This window comes from Pseudomonas monsensis, assembly GCF_014268495.2.
Lineage (GTDB): Bacteria > Pseudomonadota > Gammaproteobacteria > Pseudomonadales > Pseudomonadaceae > Aquipseudomonas > Aquipseudomonas monsensis.
Map to the genome: position 1 here is coordinate 2,506,340 of NZ_CP077087.1, position 19,238 is coordinate 2,525,577.

Sequence of the window (19,238 nt, forward strand, 5' to 3'; positions counted from 1 at the left end):
GTATGGGGGCTTTGACGAAAGCTGAGATGGCGGAACGTCTGTATGAAGAGCTGGGCCTGAACAAGCGGGAAGCCAAGGAATTGGTCGAACTGTTTTTCGAGGAAATCAGGCACGCTCTTGAAGACAACGAGCAGGTCAAATTGTCCGGTTTCGGCAATTTCGACCTTCGGGACAAACGCCAGCGGCCTGGCCGCAACCCGAAAACGGGGGAAGAAATCCCGATCACGGCTCGCCGTGTGGTCACCTTTCGTCCAGGGCAGAAGTTGAAGGCCCGAGTTGAGGCTTATGCTGGAACCAAGTCATAACGACGAACTACCCGTCATCCCGGGCAAACGCTACTTCACCATTGGTGAAGTCAGCGAGCTGTGTGCCGTAAAGCCACACGTGCTGCGCTATTGGGAGCAGGAGTTTCCTCAACTCAACCCCGTCAAACGCCGCGGAAACCGCCGGTATTATCAGCGCCAGGACGTGCTGATGATCCGGCAGATCCGCGCGCTCCTTTACGATCAGGGATTCACCATTGGCGGCGCACGCTTGCGTTTGTCCGGTGATGAAGCCAAAGACGACACCACCCAATACAAGCAGATGATTCGGCAGATGATTGCTGAGTTGGAAGACGTGTTGGTGGTCCTCAAGAAATAAAAAGCAGCGTTTGAATACTTCCAGTTTTCAAACGCTTGCGATATATTCTTGAGCGTTCTTCGAGAAGAGGAACGATTGCAAAACCAGTCGGGGCGTAGCGCAGTCCGGTAGCGCACTAGCATGGGGTGCTAGGGGTCGAGTGTTCGAATCACTCCGTCCCGACCATTATTCCTGAGTAAAATCAGACACTTAAGCCGATCATGTAGATCGGCTTTTTTGTGCCTGCGCAAAACCCGCGCAAAACTACCCGGTGATTTCGCTGATATTCAGATCAGGAATCGCCTCTGACCAGACGATCTCTGCATGGTCCTTCTGGTATTTTTTGTCATGGTTTCACTGGTGGCCGGCGATCTTCTGACCGTCCTTTCCGGCTTTCTGATACAGGTGCAGCGACAGAGCGCGCACTTCATGGAAGCCTGGGATTTCCTCTTCCTTCCATCCCTTGTAACAATCCGCCGCTTCCCGGGCCTCCTTGAAAGCTCGCGTCAAATATCGCTCTTCGACCTGAGTCCAGTGGTCTTTCGTTTGAGCCTGCTTCTGCTTTTTGCGATCAGGCCGGCGGTGGATTAAGTACGGCGAAACGATGTCATCCCGGCACCGGCTGATCACCGCCTGCAGTTCGTCGGTCACTCTGAACCGAATCCATGCAGCGTCGCTGGCTTTGGCCGTCTTCTGCTGCACGACATACAAGAAACCTTCCCGAACACCATCGAACCGCATATTCAAGATATCCGTCCGGCGCTGCGCAGTAATGAGCGGATGCGGTTCTCGACTCTATCGGGGAGGGTGCTAATGCCGCTAATGACTATCTCGACAAAAACTGGCCTCAGATTGAGCGCGTGCTAGTCGACGGCCTCCTTACCGTGACGCACGACCGGATTAAGGATGATGAGGTGTTTCTCCTTGTGGCGGAAAAGGCCTTTGAGCTTCTACCCGCGCCTATTCGGTTGTTACTTCCTCGATCCGCGTTCCTTGCCCATACAAAAAGCACAGAGCTTCAATTGTTGAACTGATTGAGGTAAAGCGACAGCAGCGATTGGCGCTAGAAAGCCCTATGATCACAGAGACCGAAGTTTCACAAACGAGCTGAAACACCAGCTCTATTTTATAAAAGCCCCGATCTCGATCGGGGTTTTTTGTACCCGGAATTTACCTGTAGCCAGGACAGCCTTCGGAAAGGCCTGAACGTCGATAGCCGGTAGCGCGACGTACGGAATCAACACCGGCAGCCCGCGCACCCTGACCTCAAACTTGCTTTCGGGGTGGCGCGAGACTGGATCAGCGAGATCGGTGCATGGGGGCGTCGACGTTGAGAAGGCCTTTGGCAGACAGCTCGGAAAGACGAGCGCACCTATTCAGGGCAGCTACCGCTTTTCGCAGAGGCAGACTCAAGTCAAGAGTGTTTCTGGGCAGTACTGGGTCAGCGGTTGTTATCTCGAAGGTCGCCTGACGGTTCGCCAGTTTTGCTTGGCCAATTGCGATGGCAATCAATCACCGTTACATCCGTGCCTCTTATCAGCATGCGGCTGAGATGAGAGATTGGCCGCAAGTCGCATGACTCTGTGGGTGACCAAGTGCATACATCGTGGTCGCCATGCTTTTGGATTGATTCGTTAAGTGCCTTGATCAGTTCAGTCGCTTTCATAGCATTCCCTGCCTTCTGGATTTGGGCGCAGCTTGCCAACGGCTGCCAAACCTACTTTAGAAGTGGGTTCAGAGTGCGGCAAATGTGCGCAGCTTTATTATTTTTCTCATGGTCTGCAGCTTCGGTGTTTAGCAGAGCTGTTCTTATTGGTTTCTGCCCAAGCTTAAGCTGGCCATTTTCTTCAATCATGCATCCACGGAGTCGAGCGCATGGAGTTATTGCAGCGCCTGCTCGACAAGATCGACAGGTTTGAATTGCTGATCGCAGGACTGGTCGGCGCTGTCGTCGCGAGCTGGTGGCACAAAGACGATCTGGCCGACTGGCGTGCTTGGATGATCTTCCTGGTCACCGGCATTGCCTACTCGCTGTATCTGACGAGCATGGTCAGCACCTACTTAGGCGTGACCGAGCCGAAGATCGTCGCGGGTATCGGTTTGCTACAGGGCACATTCGGCGGATCGCTGCTCGCAGCCATTAACCGAGCCATCAAAGCCGCTGACCTCTGGGCGCCCATTCGCCAGCGGTTCGGGGGAGGCAATCCACCATGAGTCTTGAGCTGATCAACTCCATCGCCTGCGGCTTGATTGCCTTGTGGACGTGTGGGCGACCTGGTGTGTTCTGAGCGGTCGAGTGCGGGACGGTGTCATCGGCAAGCTGATCTATTCGGCGGTCGCCATCAGTGGGTTCGTCGTGATGAGCCGGGAGCAGAACATCTTCATGATGGGCCCGACGACCATCGCCGGGCTCACGCTGCACGTCTCACTGGCCCTGGCCGGCATGCGCCACATCTTCATGGTCATCTGGTGGCAGCGGGTGAAGGCCTGGCTCTGCCGGACGCTGAATTGTGAGCACTGCCTGCGCTGTGACAAGGCGCCGGGTGGGATCGAGCGACGATCCAAGTAAGTCGCGACACGTTTCGCGAGAGTGCAAATTGTGTCGCGTCAAATGAAAGACGTTAGCCGGTGTGCCACCTGCGTCAGGCTCTTTGCCTTTTCAGCGTAACGGCGAGCATGGCTGTTGAGACTATTCCAGGCATGAGGAATATGCACGTGAGTTCGGGAAGCCCGCGCAGGTAGTAGGCGAGAAACATGCCCCAGATCATGGCTACCACAGCAGCCAATGCAAGTGATCGAGGATTGCGCACGTTTGGTGAGGTTGCCATCGCAAGGGCATAAATTTTCCAGGCTGACCATATCCCAAGCAGCGAGATGATAAATGCGCCTAAACCTCCCAGTAGGACTAGAGGGGGCTCTGGGATGACGAAAAAGAGAGGAACGAACAAAGCCACGATGCCAGCTGCGAAGAGGAGGGTGATTGGCAGAAGCCCGACAAGCGCTCCGATTGTCAGCGCGACTCGCAATTTTGTCAGGTTTTCCATTTCGTACCTTTAGTTCTGCACCGTTATTTGCGCGGACTTAATACCGGCAACAAGCCATTGTTTCAAGCCCAAAGGGGACTATGGGCAGGCCATGATGATTTCTATGCTGGTGTGCATCCGGAACGCACTGTAGGCGCGCTGACCCTCATGGGGCCGAAAGGCGAAGTTACGGTGTTCGGGCTCGGCACCAAGTGCGACGACCTTCAATGCTTGGGTGCAATGCGCCTGGGTGAGCAGAAGCTGATTGATGTGCTGCTCGATGGCGGGGAAGGCTAGATGTGCCGCATGTGAGTGCGGCACGGAACGTTCTATTTTTTGAATTCAACATTGGCGGTGACTAGGAGCTGGCCGTTGACGGTGACTTTGCACGCCCGCCCGGTTTCAGTCTTAGTGCCAGGCGCAAGAACCGGGTCACACTGCAGAAACACCTTCTTCCCTTGATAGTCTCGTGTCACACCTGCCGTTGTTGTGCTTGCTGGTTCCTTCATGAATTTCCGATTCCATGGCCCAAAGTAGATCTCTGGTTCGCCGCCGCCGAAGAAGCCGGATTCAGGAGTGGCGCAGATGGTGCCTTGCATCCGCTCTCCGTCGATGATGTTTGCGTCTTCGTAGCAAGAGATCATCCCTTTGGCTGTGACAATCGTCGACGGCCCTCTGTTAGTCCATGTTGGAGCGGTTACGCAGCCAGAAAGGGTGACTGCGGCGAGAGCGGCGGCGACGAGGGAGATTTGTTGAATTCGCATTAGTTGGGCGTCCTTACTTTTCGAGGCGCACACAAATACCGGCTATGGGCCACTATTTCAAGCGTAAGGGTGAATGATGGATAGGCCATATCCTCCACCTTCAATAGTTGATGCCGACTCTGGTAGCCGTATGCCTCGCCGGTGCGAATGAAGCGCGGGAGGATTGGCCCGACCTGGGCCGCGCTTCGATTTGCCATGAGGTATTGCTCCATGCCGCGCGTGGCGGCAGAAGGTGGGTATAGATTGCGAAGTTCTTTACGCTGTTCTGACGACTTAGCGGGATAGCCGAAGTAGAAGCGGCGCTTTCCGGTGTAGCCGCACTCACTCCATACGGACGATGGGCCGCAACCGCAACTGCATCCACCTTCACATCCGCAACTGCAACCGCTACACCCAGGCGTCACTACGCCTTCTTCCTCGGCCTCGCGACCTCGGTAATCCAGTAGTTGCGCCGCCGATCAATCCGGAACCCTGCAGCCTTTTGTGCCTGCTCATATGTGGCAGGCTCGATTCGGAAGCTGCGTTCCGCACTTTGGTCTGCGACCCATTGCATAACTTTTGGCATGCAGAATTCCTCGCCCGCCGCTCACCGGCAGGCATGTAGGGAGATTGGGGTTTGGTTTGCGTTGATTTACTATTGGTCAGCCAGCAACCAATGGAAGGAACCAGATTGTGAATTTCAACGAATCGCTAAGAAGCGCCGCTCACAGTGGTGTTCTGTTAACTCAACGCTCCATAGCTTTTGCGCTCTCTGAAATGAAGGCTTTTTTGGTGTGTGCTCTAAGCTGCTATCTCGGCTTCATCGTATTATTTCTCCTGAAAGCTGATCCGGAGACGGCGACCTTCGGTGATTTTCTCAGTGTGATTCACTCATCTTCGAACATTGCTGCTTCCTTCATAGCCGCGGCTCTTTCGGTAGTTCTGAAAGGTGTACTCCTAGGAAAACAACGGAGACTGAGTGCTGACTGACCTCTATACCCATAATCTCGACCCCGTGTAGATGAATACTTAGGCGAACCAGGCGAGGGCGGTCATAGTAGGTGCGCTCCTGCTTCGAGTAGGCCGTCGCGGTCTCACTTCTTGCGCAATGCTTCGTTCTCGACGATAAGGGCTCGGACAGCGGTGGGGTTCGCGGCAGCCATGAATTCGGCTACCTCCTCAAGCCATATGCTTGCTGACCCATGCCCCCAAGATCGCATCCAGTTCCTGCCTGGCTTCGGCTGATACATCTGGCCAGTCCTCAGCGACTTCACCAACGTCGTCATATGCGCGCTCACCGAGCATTTCGATGATGTCGCCGGCATCGACGTAGGCGGCGATCTTCACCGGAAACTTTTCACCCTTCCACACGATGTCGCCAACGGCCAAATTGTCGTTCTCGTTAAGCAGTTCGTTCATGCTGTCGCAGTTGAACATCTCGTCATTGGCTGACCAGGTTTCTTCACGGACATTATTTTCTTCAGACATGACTTCGTCCTTGCCGCTATAGCGGCTGAATTTGAAGGGGGAGGGAGTAGAGGTATGTGAAGCTACGGCTACTATCGTTATGAGTCAGTTATTGCGGTGGCCAAGATGCTCAGCGAGTCAGATAAGGTTGGACACACGTTCAAGCGAGCGTTTTTCCGCGTAGATGGCGTGACGATGTATTTTTTTGGGGCTGTATGGCTCGGGCTCACTATCTGGGCGCTATTTGACCCCGCGCCTTTAAGATTCCCCGCTTGGGTTCTTTTTATGCTCGGCATGACGCTGAACCCTTTCATCTACGTTCTACTGGGTGTCATGCGCTCACCTGGGTTGTTGACGGCGCTTATCATCATTTTCTTCAATGTTAAATTCCTCCTGATCTTCATCTGACTTTGAAGGGGAGGGAGTTACTGGTATTTGTTGCTGATGCGCTCAGCGATGTCTTCGAGCTCTTCGGCCTGCCGTACATCCTGTTGTTGTCGCGGCGAGAGTCGACAGGCGAGCGGTGGACGTTCCAGCGTTCGAGGATCTTCGCTGCCAGCAAGATCAGCCAAGCCTCAACCTTGCGGCGAAGAAGCCCTTCATGCCGCCACCTGCTGCGGCTGTTCTTGGCGCAGCGCCTGCTGCACAGCTAGGATGATCCGCTCGAGGTAGGCGTAATCGGGATTGGGCTCTTTGGCATCGCTCGTCATGTGCCACCACTCATCACCGAACAGCTTGGTCATCAATTCGCTGTGGGCGCCGTGGAGATAATCAACCGACGGCGATTCGCGAAGATCCTCTGCCGCGTCGCACATTTCGGGCGCTTCGTCCGATGTGTAGCCGAATCGACGTCGCTCTTTCAGCACCAGGCGCCGCGCTTCGTTCGCTAGAGCATCCCCGCTGAATCGCCGCGATCTCAGGTCTTGGTCGAAGTAACCGATGATGTAGCTGGTGTTCAGCTCGCAAAAGAACTGGCCGATGTTCAGGCCGTCCCACATGCCGCCCCAGTACGCCGTCCAACTCTTGCCCCAGCAATTGACGGTGATCTTGCCTTTGCGAGGAGCTAGGTCTTCGAGGAAGACGTTGATTGAATCGAGATTCTGCGCGCCGGTTATCACCAGCTTTGTCACAGTCGAGTGCTCAACCTTCAGCGGCTCGGCCGTTTTGTTTTCTGTGGGCATGAGGCGTTCTCGGAAGTATGATGTCGTGCTAATGGATTATTGTGATATCGGGATTGATTGATGAAATACGAAACATCCGTAGTTTATCTGGAGCAAGTTCCTAAGATTCTTGTTGACTCTGGTTTCGATTGGGCGACCTTCTGGAGCTTTTCTGCAACTGTGGCGATCTTTGTTCTTGGTACATATTTAACAATTAGAAACTTTAGTAAATCAATCGTTAGTCAAGAAAAGGTTGCGCTAGAGAACTTTGAACTACAAAGGCAGATAATTGAAATTCAAAAGGTGTCAGCGAGTCAAAATTTTGAATTACAGAAAGAACTGATAGCTAGCCAAGAACGGGCGGCAAAAAAAAATTTCGAAATTCAAAAGGAAATGATTGCAAGTCAAGAAGTTGTTGCGGCTCAAGCATCTTTGAAGACTAGTAGGCAGAATTGGATTAATGATCTTCGCGACGCCTGCGCTATTTATATTGCTGCGGCTCTCAATGTTCAGAGGCTAAACTTATACCGAGAAGCGGCTGAGCCCTGGGTTTCGGGTGATGCGCCTTTGCGTGACTGGTCATTTTCACATATTCAAGCGATGAAAGAATTGGTCAGTTTAAAGGCAAAGATTGAGTTATTGGTTAATCCTAGTGAGCCAGAAAGTGAGAAGCTTTTGTCGTTGATTACAGAACTACATGATGAATGTGATCAGGCCGACGGCCCTGCTAAATCAATCTGCGAGAGAGTAGTGGTGAGTTGTCAGGTTATCCTTAAAAAGGAGTGGGAGAAAGCCAAGTCAGGTAAGTAGTCCTATGCCGGGGCATGCCCGGGTGGTGGAGGGTAATGAGGGATCAGCTACAGTTCATCGATCAAAACAAGGAGTAACGCTATGGCTTGTCCAATTTGCGGTAACGCCGAAGCAACTGAGCATCTAACCTTTGCAGGAGGTTTGCGTTTCGATTGCCCACCGTGTGGCGGGTACTTCTGCATTTCTTCAACGCTAGAAACGTTGGCCGACGGTAAAAAATTCGACATAGGTCGAACCCGGGCCGTGCTTGAAAACAAGCGAGAGAGGACGCGCAGAGAACCATTCGACCCGAACCGACCCCAGGATCTAGAGCCGACTCTTACCTCTGATGACCGTGAGCTGCTTATTCATCCAGATTGATCTGCTTGAGAATGCGGCGGCCGATCCAGCGCACGACGGTAACCGCCTTGCTGTTCCAGATTGCCTTGTAGCGCGGCCCGTCGGCGTCTCGCACGTACCATGCTTTGCTTTGCTTTGCTTTGCTTTGCGCACGTCCATGCCGTCGGCGATGCACTGCTCCGGAGTCTCGTCGGCGTCGAGCTTTCGCCAGCCATCCCAAGGGATCAGGGTGTAGTCGTCCGACATACCTTGTAGGCGTTCGCACTCACGCGGAGTCAGGCGCCGTACCTTTGATCCGCTTACCAGCATTTCAGCCTCGGTCACTGGGTTGCTGTTATTCCGCATGTTCCCCGATCTGAGGGGGGGGGTGAAACTGATGCGACGATTGCAACCTGACCGCCACCGTTTGCATGCTTCCCGAGTGGTTCATGGCGTGCAGTGTTGACGCTATCTCGCCAGCATCTCCGCCGTAATCCTTGCATGAGAAAGCCAGCACGGCATTTTCCATCCCATTGTTTCTGCCGAGTGTGCGCGCTTGATCGATTCGCACATTGGGATCCTGACTGCCATGCACCACGAAGCTCTCAACCTCAAAATCAATTCGCATCCCTTTTGCGGTCAGGCAAGCCGCGACATCTATTGCCCCGCTGGTTCGTCCGCCGACATAAGCCGATACCGGAATGAATGCTTCGGAGTCTGCACGATGGCTGCTTTGTGATTGCGCGCGGAGAATTGGTGCGGTCAGATGGATATCGTCCGTGCTGTATCCGCCCCTCTTTCGAGCGCCGCCTGCAATGGTGCTGGCAATGTTTTCTTCCTCGCCAAGTCGCGGCGCATAATCCCTGCGCACGCCGTCGCGTTCAAAAAGCACCTCGGTGGGATCGAATCCGTCTCGAGCACTTGCGACAACGAACACACGGCGGCGTCGTTGGGCCAGGCCGAAGTATTGGGCGTCCAGGACCCACCACGCGATTGTTCTTTTGGGTCCATACACACAACCAGCGTCCGGCCATTTCTTCCCTGAAGGCTGCAGTTCGCGGTCTTCCCCAGCAAGTGCGCCAAGAAAGCATCCGAAGGCGTTCCCTTTGTCGCTGAGGACACCGGGGACGTTTTCCCAGACGACAACGCAGGCGGGCTTTCGCTGGCCGGCGCGAACATAGTCAACTGCATCTGCAAGCTCCACGTATTTGATGGTGAGGGCGCCGCGCGGGTTGGTGGGGCCTTCGCGCATCCCGGCCACGCTGAAGGCCTGGCACGGGGTGCCGCCGACGAGGACGTCCGGTGCGACGATCTTGCCGGCCAGCACCTGGGCGCCGAGCTTGGTCATGTCGCCTAGGTTCGGCGTGTTCGGGTAATGGTGGGCGAGTACCGCGCTGGGAAACGCTTCGATCTCGGCGAACTAGGTCGCCCGCATGCTGAGCGGCTTCCATGCAAGTGTTGCCGCCTCGATGCCGGAGCAGACTGAGCCGTAAGTGATTTCCATAGGGGATCCTCGAGGCTATAGTTTTGCCACTGGAATAGGGGGGGTGGGATTGTCTATTTGCTTAGCGTTGACTGACGCAGACTGGTCGCTGACGAAAGATGTTTTTTCGATTATCGGAACAATAATTAGCGGTTCCGCTGTGGGGGTAGCTTATTACTTCGGTCAACAAGGGCTCCATACGTGGCGGCGTCAGCTCAGAGGATCTGCCGATCACGACCTTGCGCGGCGATTGCTCATCGAGCTTTACAAACTTCGAGATGAAATTCAGAGAGCCAGATCGCCTGCGATTTTTTCTTTTGAAGGCGTACCTTTTGAAGGAGAGGTTGTCTCAGATGAACCAAAGCAATCCAGTTATGCATTCAATGAGCGTGCCTACCGTCGCAGACTGGCAGCAATGGACCATGCTCGAAACCCGTTGCAGGCCACCATGCTTGAGGCTGAGGCTATTTGGGGGCCTGATCTGAAAGGCCTCATGGAGAAAGTTTTCAAGCTTGAACGAGAGTTTGTGATCTATGTTCGGCTCTACTTGATGTCTATAAAACCTGAGCAAACTTTACAGGGGGCCCTCTCCCGCCAAGAGCTTTTAGGGCAGAGGCGGAATGTTCTTTATGACTTGGATAGTCCCGATGACATCTACTGGGTCGAGATGATCCAGGCGCTTCAATGTGTCGAAAATCATCTACGCGAACGCCTAATACCAAGTTGACATCCTGCGTTAGGACTACCGGCTGGCGTGATTCGTAGAAGTGGGGTATTTGTGTTCGGCCCGGCATGGAGCCAGATCAAGGAGATACGGGTGATTGATTCCGATATTCATGAGATTAGGCTGAGCAAGCTTGCTGCAGATGAGGCTGACTGCCAAAGGCTTCAGATACCGCACCGATTCATGCAAATGTCGGCACTATCGCCCTCTACCAGAGACTCGCATGCGGCACGCAGTGGGGAACTGTTTACTGCTGATGAAATCAGGGAATGGCTGGCCAAGGATGACAACAGCGTTGGCTGCAAGTGTTCGTTCGTCCTTGTTCTGGTCGACGATGCTGCTAAGAGTTAAGTCGTGTGATTGTTAAAGCATTCACGTGGATCGACGCCTTACAATTGATTTTAAATTGCCATTACGTGGACTACGCTTCTGTGAACTCTGCATGGAAGGAACTGACATGGTAACCAGGACAGTTTTGGCGTCAGGCTTTATCGCATTGGCATTGGCAGGAACCGTTCTGGGTGAGGACGATACTGTATTTGCTCAACTTCCAGATGATGTACCTCTTCTCACCAGATATCCCGACGCAGTTTCGAGCAACCAATCTCCTCAACTCCAAAGCATCGCTGCGCTTCTCGACTATCAGGCTGCCGCTGCTCATTGTAGGAAAATACATAATTTTTATGAGAGCAGAGCAAAGACGGCGGAGGGAGCAAAGCTGGGGGTGGGGATGATTGGTGGTGTGGCTGGCTTTGTAGGAGCAATGCTTGCTGCGGCCGGGACTGGAGGAGTTTGGCCGGGAGTAAGTGCAGGCATAGCAGGGGTTGCGAGTACGACTTTAGGGGCGGCAGAGAAGGGGCCACTGGGGCCAAACTCTTATGCAGCTCAAAGGGAGTTAGTAGCCAAGGCGATTACAACATCTGCGGCAAAGCTAGATGGTCAAACATCAGGTGAGAGCATTTACAGAAATGCAGTTGTTATGCTTGCTGCGTGCCCGGTTCCGGTCAAATGAAAATGGGATATGTGCCGCAGTTGAGTGCGGCGCTAGCATTTCACAACTTCGTGTATTCGGCGTAGAGGTTTTCGAGGGCAGCTTGATACTCATCCCCTTTGAGAGACTCTTTTATAGCGTTCAAGGCCTCCAGCGCTGAGGCTGCTGCCATTACTTCATTTTCACCTCGATACATTGCTCTAAGCCTAGATTGTTCAAGCACGGACTCTTTAGTGATTCGCATAAATGTCTCCTAGGGTGCGCGGTTTGTTCAGTCTCGTTCAGCTACGACTTTTTTCAAGATCAAGGTGATCCATGGACAGGCTATACCCTCCGGCGTTGCGGCTTGAGCGATCAGACTTTTCCGACATCGGCATCCGCCTTACTCCTGCGACTGAAGTGTGGGAATGGCTCCAAGCCGAGATCCTTGCCGACAATGGCATTATCCACAACGAAGAGCACGCCCATCTGATCGATGCGGACATCCGTGTGATGTGGGCGTCTGCTGCCTTCCCGAAGAAGGAACACACTGTTGTTGGCCAGGCCGAACAGGTAGCCTCGAGGGTCGTCAACTCCGAAGTTTTGATCGGGATGCGGACCCCTCCCGTCGCGGTGCACAGACCAAGGGCTTGGCATTTGGCGGTCGGCAGCCTCGGCCAGCTGTTTAAGTTTTGAATAGTCGCTCATCCGATCACCGCCTTTATGGTCAGTACCAATGGAAGCCAGAAGAAGAGGGTGCAGCCGAGAAGCACTTGGTGATCATGGCGCGGCCTGCTCCGCCAGATCCTCGTCCGTGATCGTGTACCTGTCTACGCCAAGTTAAAAGTTCATTGATTGGAGAAAGCGTTTTGAATTCGCAAAACGGAACTATGAAGTTTTTGAGGCGCTATCAGCTTTTGTTACTGCTGTTGATGTCGACGGCCTCGCTTATAAACGCATTTGCTCGATTCGCAGGAGACTGGAAGAGTTTTTGGACAGTGCTTATTTTGCAGGTGTTTTTCGGTCAGGCAGTGTTTGCATACATTCGGGGGGCGACGATCCACGTTGCACCTGGCGGACGTCTCTCCAAAGACGCGGATCCCCTTGGGCGTGCAGGCGTTGCGGCGTTGTCACTGGTTATCTATTTTTTCGCCTTCTGTTACGAAACTCCAAAGCCAGAACCATCAATCTACGAAAAAAGGGCCTCTGACTGGACAATGCCTACGCGTGAGGAGATTGGCAGATCTTCCGATCAGAAATGATTGATGCAGCCACCTGCTGCTGTTCCTGCCGCAGCGCTTCCTGAACTGCCTCGACATATCAGGGTGATGGAGGCGGCAAGGCAGTTCGTACCGCCCCATGTCGTCTTTGCAGTAGTCGCAACCACGGTGTTTGCGGAGAAGGGCGGAGGCTTCGGCCCGGCACGCTGCGCGCAGCGTGAACCATCGACGCCCGCCACCATGGAGCAGGGGAATCACGGGGATCGAGTCGAGAAGTCAACACGATATTCGTTAACGCAAAGGAGGGTTGGCGTGAGAGAGCTAATCAGACTTCGGGCTCCACGAATGTAAGGGCCCGAAGTTTATTACAGTGTTAGATTCTGTGGATTTGAGTGATGTGAGGATCACCGTTGATAGGCGCGTAAATCTCTACGATCGCCTGCCAGCTGCTTGGCGAGCCTGGGAGCGTAGCTATTGTCTTGTAACGGTAGTTGGTGCCATTTACGACCTGCGTAGAAACTTCTTCAGGCGTGTAGCTCACACCTACGAAGCCCTTCAAAGCTGCTTTGAAGACCTCCTGATCCTTTGGTGTCAGTTTGTGATAAGGGGTCCATCCACCTACAAGATGTTCTTGAGCTGTCATGAATTAAATCTCCCTATTTAAAATTCCTACTCATTTGGCTTTTCGGAGTACGCCCCGTTTATTCGATGGTTTCCGGAATCCATTCCTGAAAAGTTTCCCACGAGCCCTATATCTGTGAGACGAGGCCCAGGAAAACACCGTTACGAGCTACTGCCGGTGCGAGAGAGTGTAGATCGACGCCAAGAAGGATCAAGTTCGGGGCGAACAAAAAATCCCCGCATTTGGCCGGGCTATTTTTTTGCCTGAGAAGGCTGCAGATCACGTCAAGCTGCGAGATCCCGCAACGTTAAGGTTTAGGCGCTTTCTTGATGTCCTGGGAATCACTCGAAGTCGCTGCATCTTTCTCTGTTTCATGGTTCTCCGCCCCTGAGTTGGAGCCAGATGACTCCTCTCCCTTCTTGTCCGCCTTGTCCGTATTGGATTCAGAGCCACCTTGGTTGATACCGGGAATACCGGGAATACCGGAAGGCGGGGCGGCTGATCCAGCACTTTTGTCTGCGGAGAAGGCCAGTAGCGGGCAAGTAGAAAGCAGACCTGCCAAGCCGAGCGCTACGATTGTCTTGTTCATGATGATGCTCCCAGCACGAGGAATGTACTGGTTTGATGGGGGATCTCTGGTGAAGGTGCAGCGTGGCTGACGAGTGGCATTAAAGAGCGGTGTGGGGGGGCATGGTTCGAACACACAGTCTTCATGCTGCAACGCTGAGTGTGAAAAGCGGCGGCGCCGCACTTGCGTGCTGGACGGTTACTGATACCTTGTTCGCCATCTTATCGGGCTGACCTGCTTTTATCCTCGTGTGGTAACTGCGGTCGCTGTGTCTTCAGGTTGGAATTTGTAAGGGATTTTTTATTCATCATGACGATGGCCGACCACGAACGCGTGCTGGATTTTTGGCACAGCGTTGAGTTTTTCAATGCCTATGACTTGGACAAGGTCCTCGAAAAATCCAGGGCTTCGCGCAGCGTCGAACGGGTCAGTGAACGGTCCCTGGCAGACGGCGTGTGGGAGCAGTACCTTGATCGTCGTCGCGTTCTCTACCTGCTGCCGTTCGATGTATCCCACGCCACGCGGCTGATAGAGGAATACGTCGACGGCCCTCTGACCAGTGAAATAAATCGTGTACGGGACGGCGAAATGGCGCCGGTCGGTCTGACGTGTTACGCCAGGCTGACGCTTGATCCAAACGGTAAACCCGACTTCGAAGGCCTCAGTGTTTCTGCGCTGCCCTGGGCTCTTGGCCGGTTGTGCAAGCAGGATATCGGTGCCCTGTGTGCAATGAGTTTTGACGACAGCGTGCGAACGCTCAAACGTACGCTTGCCGATGACTGGTCGCGTCATAAAGGAGAGCTGCCGGGAGCGCAATGGATGACGGAAGTTGTCCAGCGCGTGGTTGAATGGGCTGACTTCACCTCGCCACAGGCGGAGCTGGCCTATCTGGATATCTGGCCGCTACCCAAGCCTGGCGATACGCCAACCGAAACCTCAACATCGGAGGCAGACGCTGACAGTACGCCGGAAGTGGCCTCAGTCGATGATTTGGCGATCCTCAACAGCTTTTATGTGCATGATCTTGCTCAGGCAAAACATTTGCTGAAAAGTGAGCAGCCGCCACGGGCCTTGCAGGCTTATCTGTCGATGGTCGATCAGCAGAAAACTGATCTGGATACCGCGATTGGCCAGCAGACGATTCAAGCGACACTGCACCCGAAAAAAGGCATCACCGGCCGCTGGCCAGCGCAAAGCAGGCACATTCAATCGTTGATGCAGCAGTTTGCGCTGAACAGCATGCGCGAAATGGCCACGGGCGCAGTACTGGCAGTCAATGGACCACCGGGCACCGGCAAGACGACATTGCTACGGGACCTGATCGCACATCTGGTGGTCGAGCGGGCGGATGCCTTGGCTCGATTGGAGAAGGCTGAAGATGGTGTCAGTAAAACGTGCGTGACTGCGGTGTTCGGCAATAAGAGTTTCTCGATTCCGCTCTTGTCTGAAGCGTTGACCGGTTTTGAAATGGTGGTCGCGTCCACGAACAATGGTGCGGTGGAGAACCTGTCCCTGGAGTTGCCGCAACTCAAAGGCGTCGATGGTGCCAAGCTTGCCGACTGGGGTTACTTCAAGGAAGTGGCGACCCGCTATGCGGGTACTCGAAACAGTAAACCGTGGGTCACGCCCGAACCTGTCTGGGGTTTGGTGTCGGCGGCACTGGGCAAGAAAAGCAACCGTCGACGATTCCGCGATATTTTTGTCAACCGTGCCGCCACGCCAGCGGACAAGCCTGGCGAGCAGTTTCTGAATAAGGACAAGGTTGACTTTGCCAGTTGGGATGACGTCGGTGCGATGACCTATTGGCGCTATCGTTCCGGTAAAGGCCGAGCGGATTTCAAAAGTGCCAAGGCAAGCTACCTCAAGGCGCGCGAGGTACACGATAAGCAGCGTGATCGTTTGCTGGTGCTTGCCGAATTGTATGAGCGGTTGCAAAAGGCGTTTCCTGCCATCAAGGCGACGTGGCCGTCGGCACCGGACCTGTGCCCGCAGAATCTGACTGTACTGATTGAAGGGGTTGCGCGTCAGATCGAACGCCTGAAAAGTCAGCAGCAGGCGATCGAGCGAAAGCTGGGGCCGTCGTTCTTTCGCTGGCTGGCACAGTGGTTTCGCAAAGGGCTCTATAAACAATGGTTGGACGCCTGCACGAAACTTGATTCAGTACGGGAGTTCGAGCGTGAGTTGCTGGACCTGCCCCGATTGATCGCGGAGTGTGACGTTCATCTGTGGGACGGCACACCGCTGGACAGCAAGGCCAACCAGACTCATGCGTTCTGGCAGGGCAGCCGGTTCAACGAAGCCCGCAGCGATTTGTTTGTTGCGGCGATGACGTTGCACGAAGCATTTTTTCTGGAAGTGGCGAGCCCTAACCTGATTTTCGCGCTGACCGCGATGCTCGAGCGCCAGCCTTTGACACCTGCTCGCCGTGCCTTGTGGCAATGGTTTTTCATGCTGACACCTGTGGTGTCCAGCACGTTCGCCTCGATTCGCGCACAGTTTGCCGGACTGGGGGCGGAAGACCTCGGGTGGTTGATCATTGATGAAGCCGGTCAGGCTCCGCCACAAGCCGCCGTGGGAGCAATCATGCGGGCCAGGCACGTGGTGGTGGTCGGCGACCCGTTGCAGATTGAACCGGTTGTGACGCAGTCCACCCGGCTGCTGGAGCAACTGGGGACATTCTGGCTCGGCGATTCGCGCTCACGCTACGCCATTGACAGTCATTCGGTACAAACCTTTGCCGATCGAGGCTACGGGCAGGGCGTCACGCACCCGCTGGATCCCGAGAAGTACATTGGCATTCCACTGGTCATGCATCGCCGGTGTGACAATCCCATGTTCGAGATCTCCAACCGCATTGCCTACGCCAAGCGTATGCAACATGCCAAGGACTCGACCATTACCGCCCACCCGATACTGGGGGTCAGCGCCTGGTGGAATGTAAGCGGCGAATCGCAGGACGGCACCAAGTACATCCAGGCTCAGGGGCAACGGTTGCTGGCTGAGTTGATCAGACTGTACTTGTCCGTTACCAGTGAAGGCGCAACCGAACTGCCGCCGGTGTTCATTATCACCCCGTTCCGCGAGGTCAAGGCCGGCCTGGTCAGTCTGCTGCAGGATAAGCAGGTATGGAGGGCGGCATTGCCGGCGGATGTCCAGGTCCCGACCAATCTCGTTTCGTGGGTCAGTACCTGTATTGGCACGGTGCACACGTTCCAGGGCAAGGAAGCCGATATCGTGTTCTTTGTGCTGGGCTGCGATTCCCGTCGTTTGGGGGCGATTGACTGGGCTGCTTCAAGTCCGAACTTGCTGAACGTCGCTGTGACGCGGGCCAAAAAACACCTGTACATCGTGGGGGATCAGGCACTTTGGGGCGATCGACCCTATTTTGACGTCGCCCGTCAGCTGCTGGCCAGTGCAAAGGCCAGCGTACAGACGCGGGAAGCGCAGCTGTCCTGAGGCTTTTGCAGACGCGCAGTTTCGAGGATCTCTTCCAGGGATCCTTGGGCTGCGGAGCGACAGTCGTCAGCGAGGCGGCAATTTGCTGGCCCCCGAGTTGCTCGGCTCTCGTCAAACTCGCCTTTTTTCAAAAGGTTAGGTTGGCTATATGCGGACGATTGTCATAACCGTTGCAACGCTTTCCCTGGCTGTCCTCGCCTCGGGAGTCCAGGCGAAGGAATTAAGCAAGAGTCACCGTTTCGCCTGCACCTGGGGTTCTGAAATTGCCGCAGGAGCGCAGCAGTCCAAGTTGTCAGGTATTTCGTTGTATGGCGCGCGCAAGCAACTGCAGGTGCGCAAATTCCAGCAGCCGTGGATGCGCATGACCGCGATGGGGATTACCGAACAGACGTACAACAGCACTTCGAAGCTCAAGCCTGCGGCGGTCAAACAGACCTATTACGAACAATGCGTGCGGCATGAATTGGCGCAGCGCTAAAACCGAAAGCCCAACCTGAACCGGTTGGGCTTTTTTATGCCTGACGGACCGTGGGCGTTATTTTTCGCTTTCGCAATTGACCATCCACGGCACACCAAAGCGATCGACCAACATGCCAAAGCGCACAGCCCAGAAGGTGGCTTCCAGCGGCATGTCGACGCGACCATCGCTGGCCAGTGCGTTGAACACGCGTTCGGCCTCGGCAATGCTGTCGACGTTCAGCGAGATCGAGCAACCACTCATGCCCTGGGTCGGGCGATCGGGTGTGGTGTCGGAGGCCATGATCATCTGGTCGCCAACCTTCAGGCACGTATGGATGATCAAGTGGTGGTGTTCTTTGGGGACATGCTCGGCGGCAGGGGTTTCGCCGAAGGTCATCATTGCCTCGAGTTTTCCTTGCAAGGCTTGTTCGTAGAACGTGAAGGCGGCGCGGCAGTCGCCGTTGAAGATCAGGTACGGGTTGATTCTCATGATGGGCTCCCGAATAGGCAGTAGGGCGAAGCGCGGCCGGGTGTGCCGAAGCTAGCGCCATGGAGTGACTCCATCCAGCAAAGCCCTGGAGCGCTGAATTGCCAGCCGATGCTGCAATTTTTTTGATTCAAGCGACTGATGGCAGGTCAGGAGTCGCGGGAGCCTTTCACCAGCGCCGGGCCTGCCACACGAGGTAAAGGCCGGGACTGCATCAGCGCATTGATGGCCTTGCGATAATTTTGCCCACCCAACGCCATGCTGTTGTTATGCGTGGCTCCCGGTACCAGCAACAGCCGTTTCGGTTGTTGCGCGGCGTTGAAGAGTTGCTCACTGAAGCGCGACGGCACGAACGCGTCGGCCAGACCATGCACCACCAGCAGCGGCATATGAATGTCGGCGATCTTGTCGATGGAGTCGAACTTCTGCGACAGCAGCCAGCGCACGGGCAACGAGGTGTTGGCCACGGCGGCTGCGACATCTGCCAGCGAGGTGAAGGTGGATTCGATCACCAGTCCGCGCACTGGCAGGGGCGTTTGATCACGCGCGGCGTCCTGGCCAAGTTCGGCCGCCAGGTCGATGGCCACGGCGCCACCCAGGGAGTGGCCGTAGATCAGGCGTTTCTCCGGATCCGGTTGCAACAGTTTGAAGCGCTCCCACGCCACGCGTGCATCTTCGTAAACGCTGGTTTCCGATGGGAGGTCGCCCTTGCTCTGGCCGAAGCCACGGTAGTCGATGGCCAGCACCGAATAGCCTGCTGCGCGCAATTGCTCGATGCGAAACAGCTGGCCCGTCAGGTTCCAGCGTACGCCGTGCAAATAGAGAATGGCCGGCGCATTGGCTTTTTCCGCCGGCCACCACCAGGCATGGATGTTCTGCCCGGCCTTGAAGCGCTTGGGTTGCAGGTCCAGCTCCTGCACGCTATCGGGTAACCCGTGATACCAGCCAGCGGTGCCCGGTTCTATGCGAAACAGCAGTTTGCGCTCGGTATGTTCCAGTACGGCACAACTCGTCGGCACGCCGATAACCAACGCGGCCATGCAGGCGAACGCCAAACGGCGGCGACGCAGACGAGTCATGAACGAGAGCCACATTAAACGTTTCACC

Annotated in this window: 23 protein-coding genes, 1 tRNA gene and 4 pseudogenes; 16 read left to right on the forward strand and 12 right to left on the reverse strand. The window is 54.9% G+C overall.

Annotated elements, in window-relative coordinates:
* Positions 1–2 precede the first annotated feature (2 nt).
* The 3 genes from ihfA (at position 3) to HV782_RS10955 (ending at position 807) form a co-directional block, all read left to right on the forward strand.
* On the forward strand, positions 3–305 hold the full coding sequence (ihfA, locus tag HV782_RS10945) for an integration host factor subunit alpha (RefSeq protein ID WP_002553164.1): 303 nt from the start codon (positions 3–5) through the stop codon (positions 303–305).
* On the forward strand, positions 286–642 hold the full coding sequence (locus HV782_RS10950) for a MerR family transcriptional regulator (RefSeq protein ID WP_003179985.1): 357 nt from the start codon (positions 286–288) through the stop codon (positions 640–642). Before ihfA ends, HV782_RS10950 begins: the two co-directional genes overlap by 20 nt.
* An 88-nt stretch (positions 643–730) precedes the next feature.
* Positions 731–807 (forward strand) — tRNA-Pro (locus HV782_RS10955).
* A 78-nt stretch (positions 808–885) separates the two neighbouring features.
* On the opposite strand, the pseudogene HV782_RS10960 reads toward HV782_RS10955, so the two are convergent.
* Positions 886–1,398: pseudogene (locus HV782_RS10960) on the reverse strand (tyrosine-type recombinase/integrase); the annotation flags it as partial.
* A gap of 1,098 nt (positions 1,399–2,496) precedes the next feature.
* Here HV782_RS10960 and HV782_RS10965 point away from each other — a divergent pair.
* Positions 2,497–2,835 carry an MFS transporter gene (locus HV782_RS10965; protein ID WP_186747764.1) on the forward strand — a complete coding sequence of 113 codons (339 nt, stop codon included), beginning with the start codon at positions 2,497–2,499 and terminating at the stop codon, positions 2,833–2,835.
* Positions 2,832–3,190 (forward strand): annotated as a pseudogene (locus tag HV782_RS10970) (hypothetical protein). The gene HV782_RS10965 and the pseudogene HV782_RS10970 overlap by 4 nt, the downstream one beginning before the upstream one ends.
* A gap of 73 nt (positions 3,191–3,263) precedes the next feature.
* On the opposite strand, the gene HV782_RS10975 reads toward HV782_RS10970, so the two are convergent.
* Complete coding sequence (locus HV782_RS10975) at positions 3,264–3,665, reverse strand: hypothetical protein (RefSeq protein WP_186747766.1); 402 nt, start codon at positions 3,663–3,665, stop codon at positions 3,264–3,266.
* Positions 3,666–3,722: 57 nt separating this feature from the next.
* Between HV782_RS10975 and HV782_RS10980 the strand changes: the two genes are divergently transcribed.
* Complete coding sequence (locus tag HV782_RS10980) at positions 3,723–3,941, forward strand: hypothetical protein (protein WP_225931087.1); 219 nt, start codon at positions 3,723–3,725, stop codon at positions 3,939–3,941.
* Between the two features lie 32 nt (positions 3,942–3,973).
* Here the strand turns inward: HV782_RS10980 and HV782_RS10985 are convergent, their stop codons facing one another.
* The gene (locus tag HV782_RS10985) at positions 3,974–4,408 is read right to left on the reverse strand and encodes a hypothetical protein (protein WP_123463315.1); all 435 of its coding nucleotides are present in this window, start codon (positions 4,406–4,408) and stop codon (positions 3,974–3,976) included.
* Positions 4,409–5,080: 672 nt separating this feature from the next.
* Between HV782_RS10985 and HV782_RS10990 the strand changes: the two genes are divergently transcribed.
* Complete coding sequence (locus HV782_RS10990) at positions 5,081–5,377, forward strand: hypothetical protein (RefSeq protein ID WP_186747768.1); 297 nt, start codon at positions 5,081–5,083, stop codon at positions 5,375–5,377.
* A gap of 189 nt (positions 5,378–5,566) precedes the next feature.
* Here HV782_RS10990 and HV782_RS10995 read toward each other — a convergent pair whose 3' ends face one another.
* Complete coding sequence (locus HV782_RS10995) at positions 5,567–5,875, reverse strand: hypothetical protein (RefSeq protein ID WP_186747771.1); 309 nt, start codon at positions 5,873–5,875, stop codon at positions 5,567–5,569.
* Positions 5,876–5,980: 105 nt separating this feature from the next.
* On the opposite strand from HV782_RS10995, the gene HV782_RS11000 reads away from it, so the two are divergent.
* Positions 5,981–6,262: a hypothetical protein gene (locus HV782_RS11000; RefSeq protein WP_186747773.1), complete on the forward strand. Its 282-nt coding sequence runs from the start codon at positions 5,981–5,983 to the stop codon at positions 6,260–6,262.
* A 17-nt stretch (positions 6,263–6,279) separates the two neighbouring features.
* On the opposite strand, the gene HV782_RS11005 is transcribed toward HV782_RS11000, so the two are convergent.
* A complete protein-coding gene (locus tag HV782_RS11005; protein ID WP_186747867.1) occupies positions 6,280–6,426 on the reverse strand; it encodes a hypothetical protein in 147 nt (48 codons plus the stop codon).
* A 27-nt stretch (positions 6,427–6,453) separates the two neighbouring features.
* On the reverse strand, positions 6,454–7,035 hold the full coding sequence (locus HV782_RS11010) for a phiTE_072 family protein (RefSeq protein ID WP_186747775.1): 582 nt from the start codon (positions 7,033–7,035) through the stop codon (positions 6,454–6,456).
* 60 nt (positions 7,036–7,095) lie between these two features.
* On the opposite strand from HV782_RS11010, the gene HV782_RS11015 reads away from it, so the two are divergent.
* Positions 7,096–7,824, forward strand: a complete 729-nt coding sequence (locus HV782_RS11015) for a hypothetical protein (RefSeq protein WP_186747777.1) — start codon at positions 7,096–7,098, stop codon at positions 7,822–7,824.
* A 722-nt stretch (positions 7,825–8,546) separates the two neighbouring features.
* On the opposite strand, the pseudogene HV782_RS11025 reads toward HV782_RS11015, so the two are convergent.
* A pseudogene (locus tag HV782_RS11025) lies at positions 8,547–9,646 on the reverse strand (DNA cytosine methyltransferase); the annotation flags it as partial.
* Positions 9,647–9,689: 43 nt separating this feature from the next.
* Between HV782_RS11025 and HV782_RS11030 the strand changes: the two are divergent.
* The 3 genes from HV782_RS11030 to HV782_RS11040 all read left to right on the forward strand — a co-directional run bounded on the left by HV782_RS11030 (position 9,690) and on the right by HV782_RS11040 (position 11,361).
* Positions 9,690–10,352, forward strand: a complete 663-nt coding sequence (locus HV782_RS11030; RefSeq protein ID WP_186747781.1) for a hypothetical protein — start codon at positions 9,690–9,692, stop codon at positions 10,350–10,352.
* A 90-nt stretch (positions 10,353–10,442) separates the two neighbouring features.
* Complete coding sequence (locus tag HV782_RS11035; protein ID WP_186747783.1) at positions 10,443–10,700, forward strand: hypothetical protein; 258 nt, start codon at positions 10,443–10,445, stop codon at positions 10,698–10,700.
* 106 nt (positions 10,701–10,806) lie between these two features.
* The gene (locus tag HV782_RS11040) at positions 10,807–11,361 is read left to right on the forward strand and encodes a hypothetical protein (protein ID WP_186747785.1); all 555 of its coding nucleotides are present in this window, start codon (positions 10,807–10,809) and stop codon (positions 11,359–11,361) included.
* 40 nt (positions 11,362–11,401) lie between these two features.
* Here the strand turns inward: HV782_RS11040 and HV782_RS11045 are convergent, their stop codons facing one another.
* Positions 11,402–11,584 (reverse strand): hypothetical protein, encoded by a 183-nt coding sequence (locus HV782_RS11045; RefSeq protein WP_186747788.1) that lies wholly within the window; start codon positions 11,582–11,584, stop codon positions 11,402–11,404.
* Positions 11,585–11,655: 71 nt separating this feature from the next.
* Here HV782_RS11045 and HV782_RS11050 point away from each other — a divergent pair.
* A pseudogene (locus HV782_RS11050) lies at positions 11,656–11,904 on the forward strand (putative metallopeptidase); the annotation flags it as partial.
* A gap of 284 nt (positions 11,905–12,188) precedes the next feature.
* Entirely contained in the window at positions 12,189–12,581 is a 393-nt protein-coding gene (locus HV782_RS11055; protein WP_225931068.1) for a hypothetical protein, read from the forward strand.
* A gap of 331 nt (positions 12,582–12,912) precedes the next feature.
* On the opposite strand, the gene HV782_RS11060 is transcribed toward HV782_RS11055, so the two are convergent.
* Complete coding sequence (locus HV782_RS11060; protein ID WP_186747790.1) at positions 12,913–13,182, reverse strand: hypothetical protein; 270 nt, start codon at positions 13,180–13,182, stop codon at positions 12,913–12,915.
* A gap of 286 nt (positions 13,183–13,468) precedes the next feature.
* Positions 13,469–13,750: a hypothetical protein gene (locus HV782_RS11065; RefSeq protein ID WP_186747792.1), complete on the reverse strand. Its 282-nt coding sequence runs from the start codon at positions 13,748–13,750 to the stop codon at positions 13,469–13,471.
* A 288-nt stretch (positions 13,751–14,038) separates the two neighbouring features.
* Between HV782_RS11065 and HV782_RS11070 the strand changes: the two genes are divergently transcribed.
* Both HV782_RS11070 and HV782_RS11075 read left to right on the forward strand, forming a co-directional pair.
* Positions 14,039–17,185, forward strand: coding sequence for a DEAD/DEAH box helicase (locus tag HV782_RS11070; RefSeq protein ID WP_202894578.1), 3,147 nt, complete (start codon positions 14,039–14,041; stop codon positions 17,183–17,185).
* A 148-nt stretch (positions 17,186–17,333) separates the two neighbouring features.
* Positions 17,334–17,663, forward strand: coding sequence for a hypothetical protein (locus tag HV782_RS11075; protein WP_123463306.1), 330 nt, complete (start codon positions 17,334–17,336; stop codon positions 17,661–17,663).
* 57 nt (positions 17,664–17,720) lie between these two features.
* On the opposite strand, the gene HV782_RS11080 is transcribed toward HV782_RS11075, so the two are convergent.
* Together HV782_RS11080 and HV782_RS11085 are read right to left on the reverse strand one after the other, a co-directional pair.
* Positions 17,721–18,134, reverse strand: a complete 414-nt coding sequence (locus HV782_RS11080) for a VOC family protein (protein WP_186747794.1) — start codon at positions 18,132–18,134, stop codon at positions 17,721–17,723.
* Positions 18,135–18,280: 146 nt separating this feature from the next.
* Positions 18,281–19,225 (reverse strand): alpha/beta hydrolase, encoded by a 945-nt coding sequence (locus tag HV782_RS11085; protein WP_186747796.1) that lies wholly within the window; start codon positions 19,223–19,225, stop codon positions 18,281–18,283.
* Positions 19,226–19,238: the final 13 nt, after the last annotated feature.

Bases quoted from the DNA above. Each gene is read 5' to 3' on its own strand.
- HV782_RS11075 (WP_123463306.1), top strand. From the start codon at position 17,334: ATGCGGACGATTGTCATAACCGTTGCAACGCTTTCCCTGGCTGTCCTC.
- HV782_RS11065 (WP_186747792.1), bottom strand. From the start codon at position 13,750: ATGAACAAGACAATCGTAGCGCTCGGCTTGGCAGGTCTGCTTTCTACT.
- HV782_RS11060 (WP_186747790.1), bottom strand. From the start codon at position 13,182: ATGACAGCTCAAGAACATCTTGTAGGTGGATGGACCCCTTATCACAAA.
- HV782_RS10995 (WP_186747771.1), bottom strand. From the start codon at position 5,875: ATGTCTGAAGAAAATAATGTCCGTGAAGAAACCTGGTCAGCCAATGAC.
- HV782_RS10965 (WP_186747764.1), top strand. From the start codon at position 2,497: ATGGAGTTATTGCAGCGCCTGCTCGACAAGATCGACAGGTTTGAATTG.
- HV782_RS11015 (WP_186747777.1), top strand. From the start codon at position 7,096: ATGAAATACGAAACATCCGTAGTTTATCTGGAGCAAGTTCCTAAGATT.
- HV782_RS10975 (WP_186747766.1), bottom strand. From the start codon at position 3,665: ATGGAAAACCTGACAAAATTGCGAGTCGCGCTGACAATCGGAGCGCTT.
- HV782_RS10950 (WP_003179985.1), top strand. From the start codon at position 286: ATGCTGGAACCAAGTCATAACGACGAACTACCCGTCATCCCGGGCAAA.
- HV782_RS11045 (WP_186747788.1), bottom strand. From the start codon at position 11,584: ATGCGAATCACTAAAGAGTCCGTGCTTGAACAATCTAGGCTTAGAGCA.
- HV782_RS11000 (WP_186747773.1), top strand. From the start codon at position 5,981: ATGCTCAGCGAGTCAGATAAGGTTGGACACACGTTCAAGCGAGCGTTT.
- HV782_RS10985 (WP_123463315.1), bottom strand. From the start codon at position 4,408: ATGCGAATTCAACAAATCTCCCTCGTCGCCGCCGCTCTCGCCGCAGTC.
- HV782_RS11070 (WP_202894578.1), top strand. From the start codon at position 14,039: ATGACGATGGCCGACCACGAACGCGTGCTGGATTTTTGGCACAGCGTT.
- HV782_RS11010 (WP_186747775.1), bottom strand. From the start codon at position 7,035: ATGCCCACAGAAAACAAAACGGCCGAGCCGCTGAAGGTTGAGCACTCG.
- HV782_RS11080 (WP_186747794.1), bottom strand. From the start codon at position 18,134: ATGAGAATCAACCCGTACCTGATCTTCAACGGCGACTGCCGCGCCGCC.
- HV782_RS11040 (WP_186747785.1), top strand. From the start codon at position 10,807: ATGGTAACCAGGACAGTTTTGGCGTCAGGCTTTATCGCATTGGCATTG.
- ihfA (WP_002553164.1), top strand. From the start codon at position 3: ATGGGGGCTTTGACGAAAGCTGAGATGGCGGAACGTCTGTATGAAGAG.
- HV782_RS11085 (WP_186747796.1), bottom strand. From the start codon at position 19,225: ATGTGGCTCTCGTTCATGACTCGTCTGCGTCGCCGCCGTTTGGCGTTC.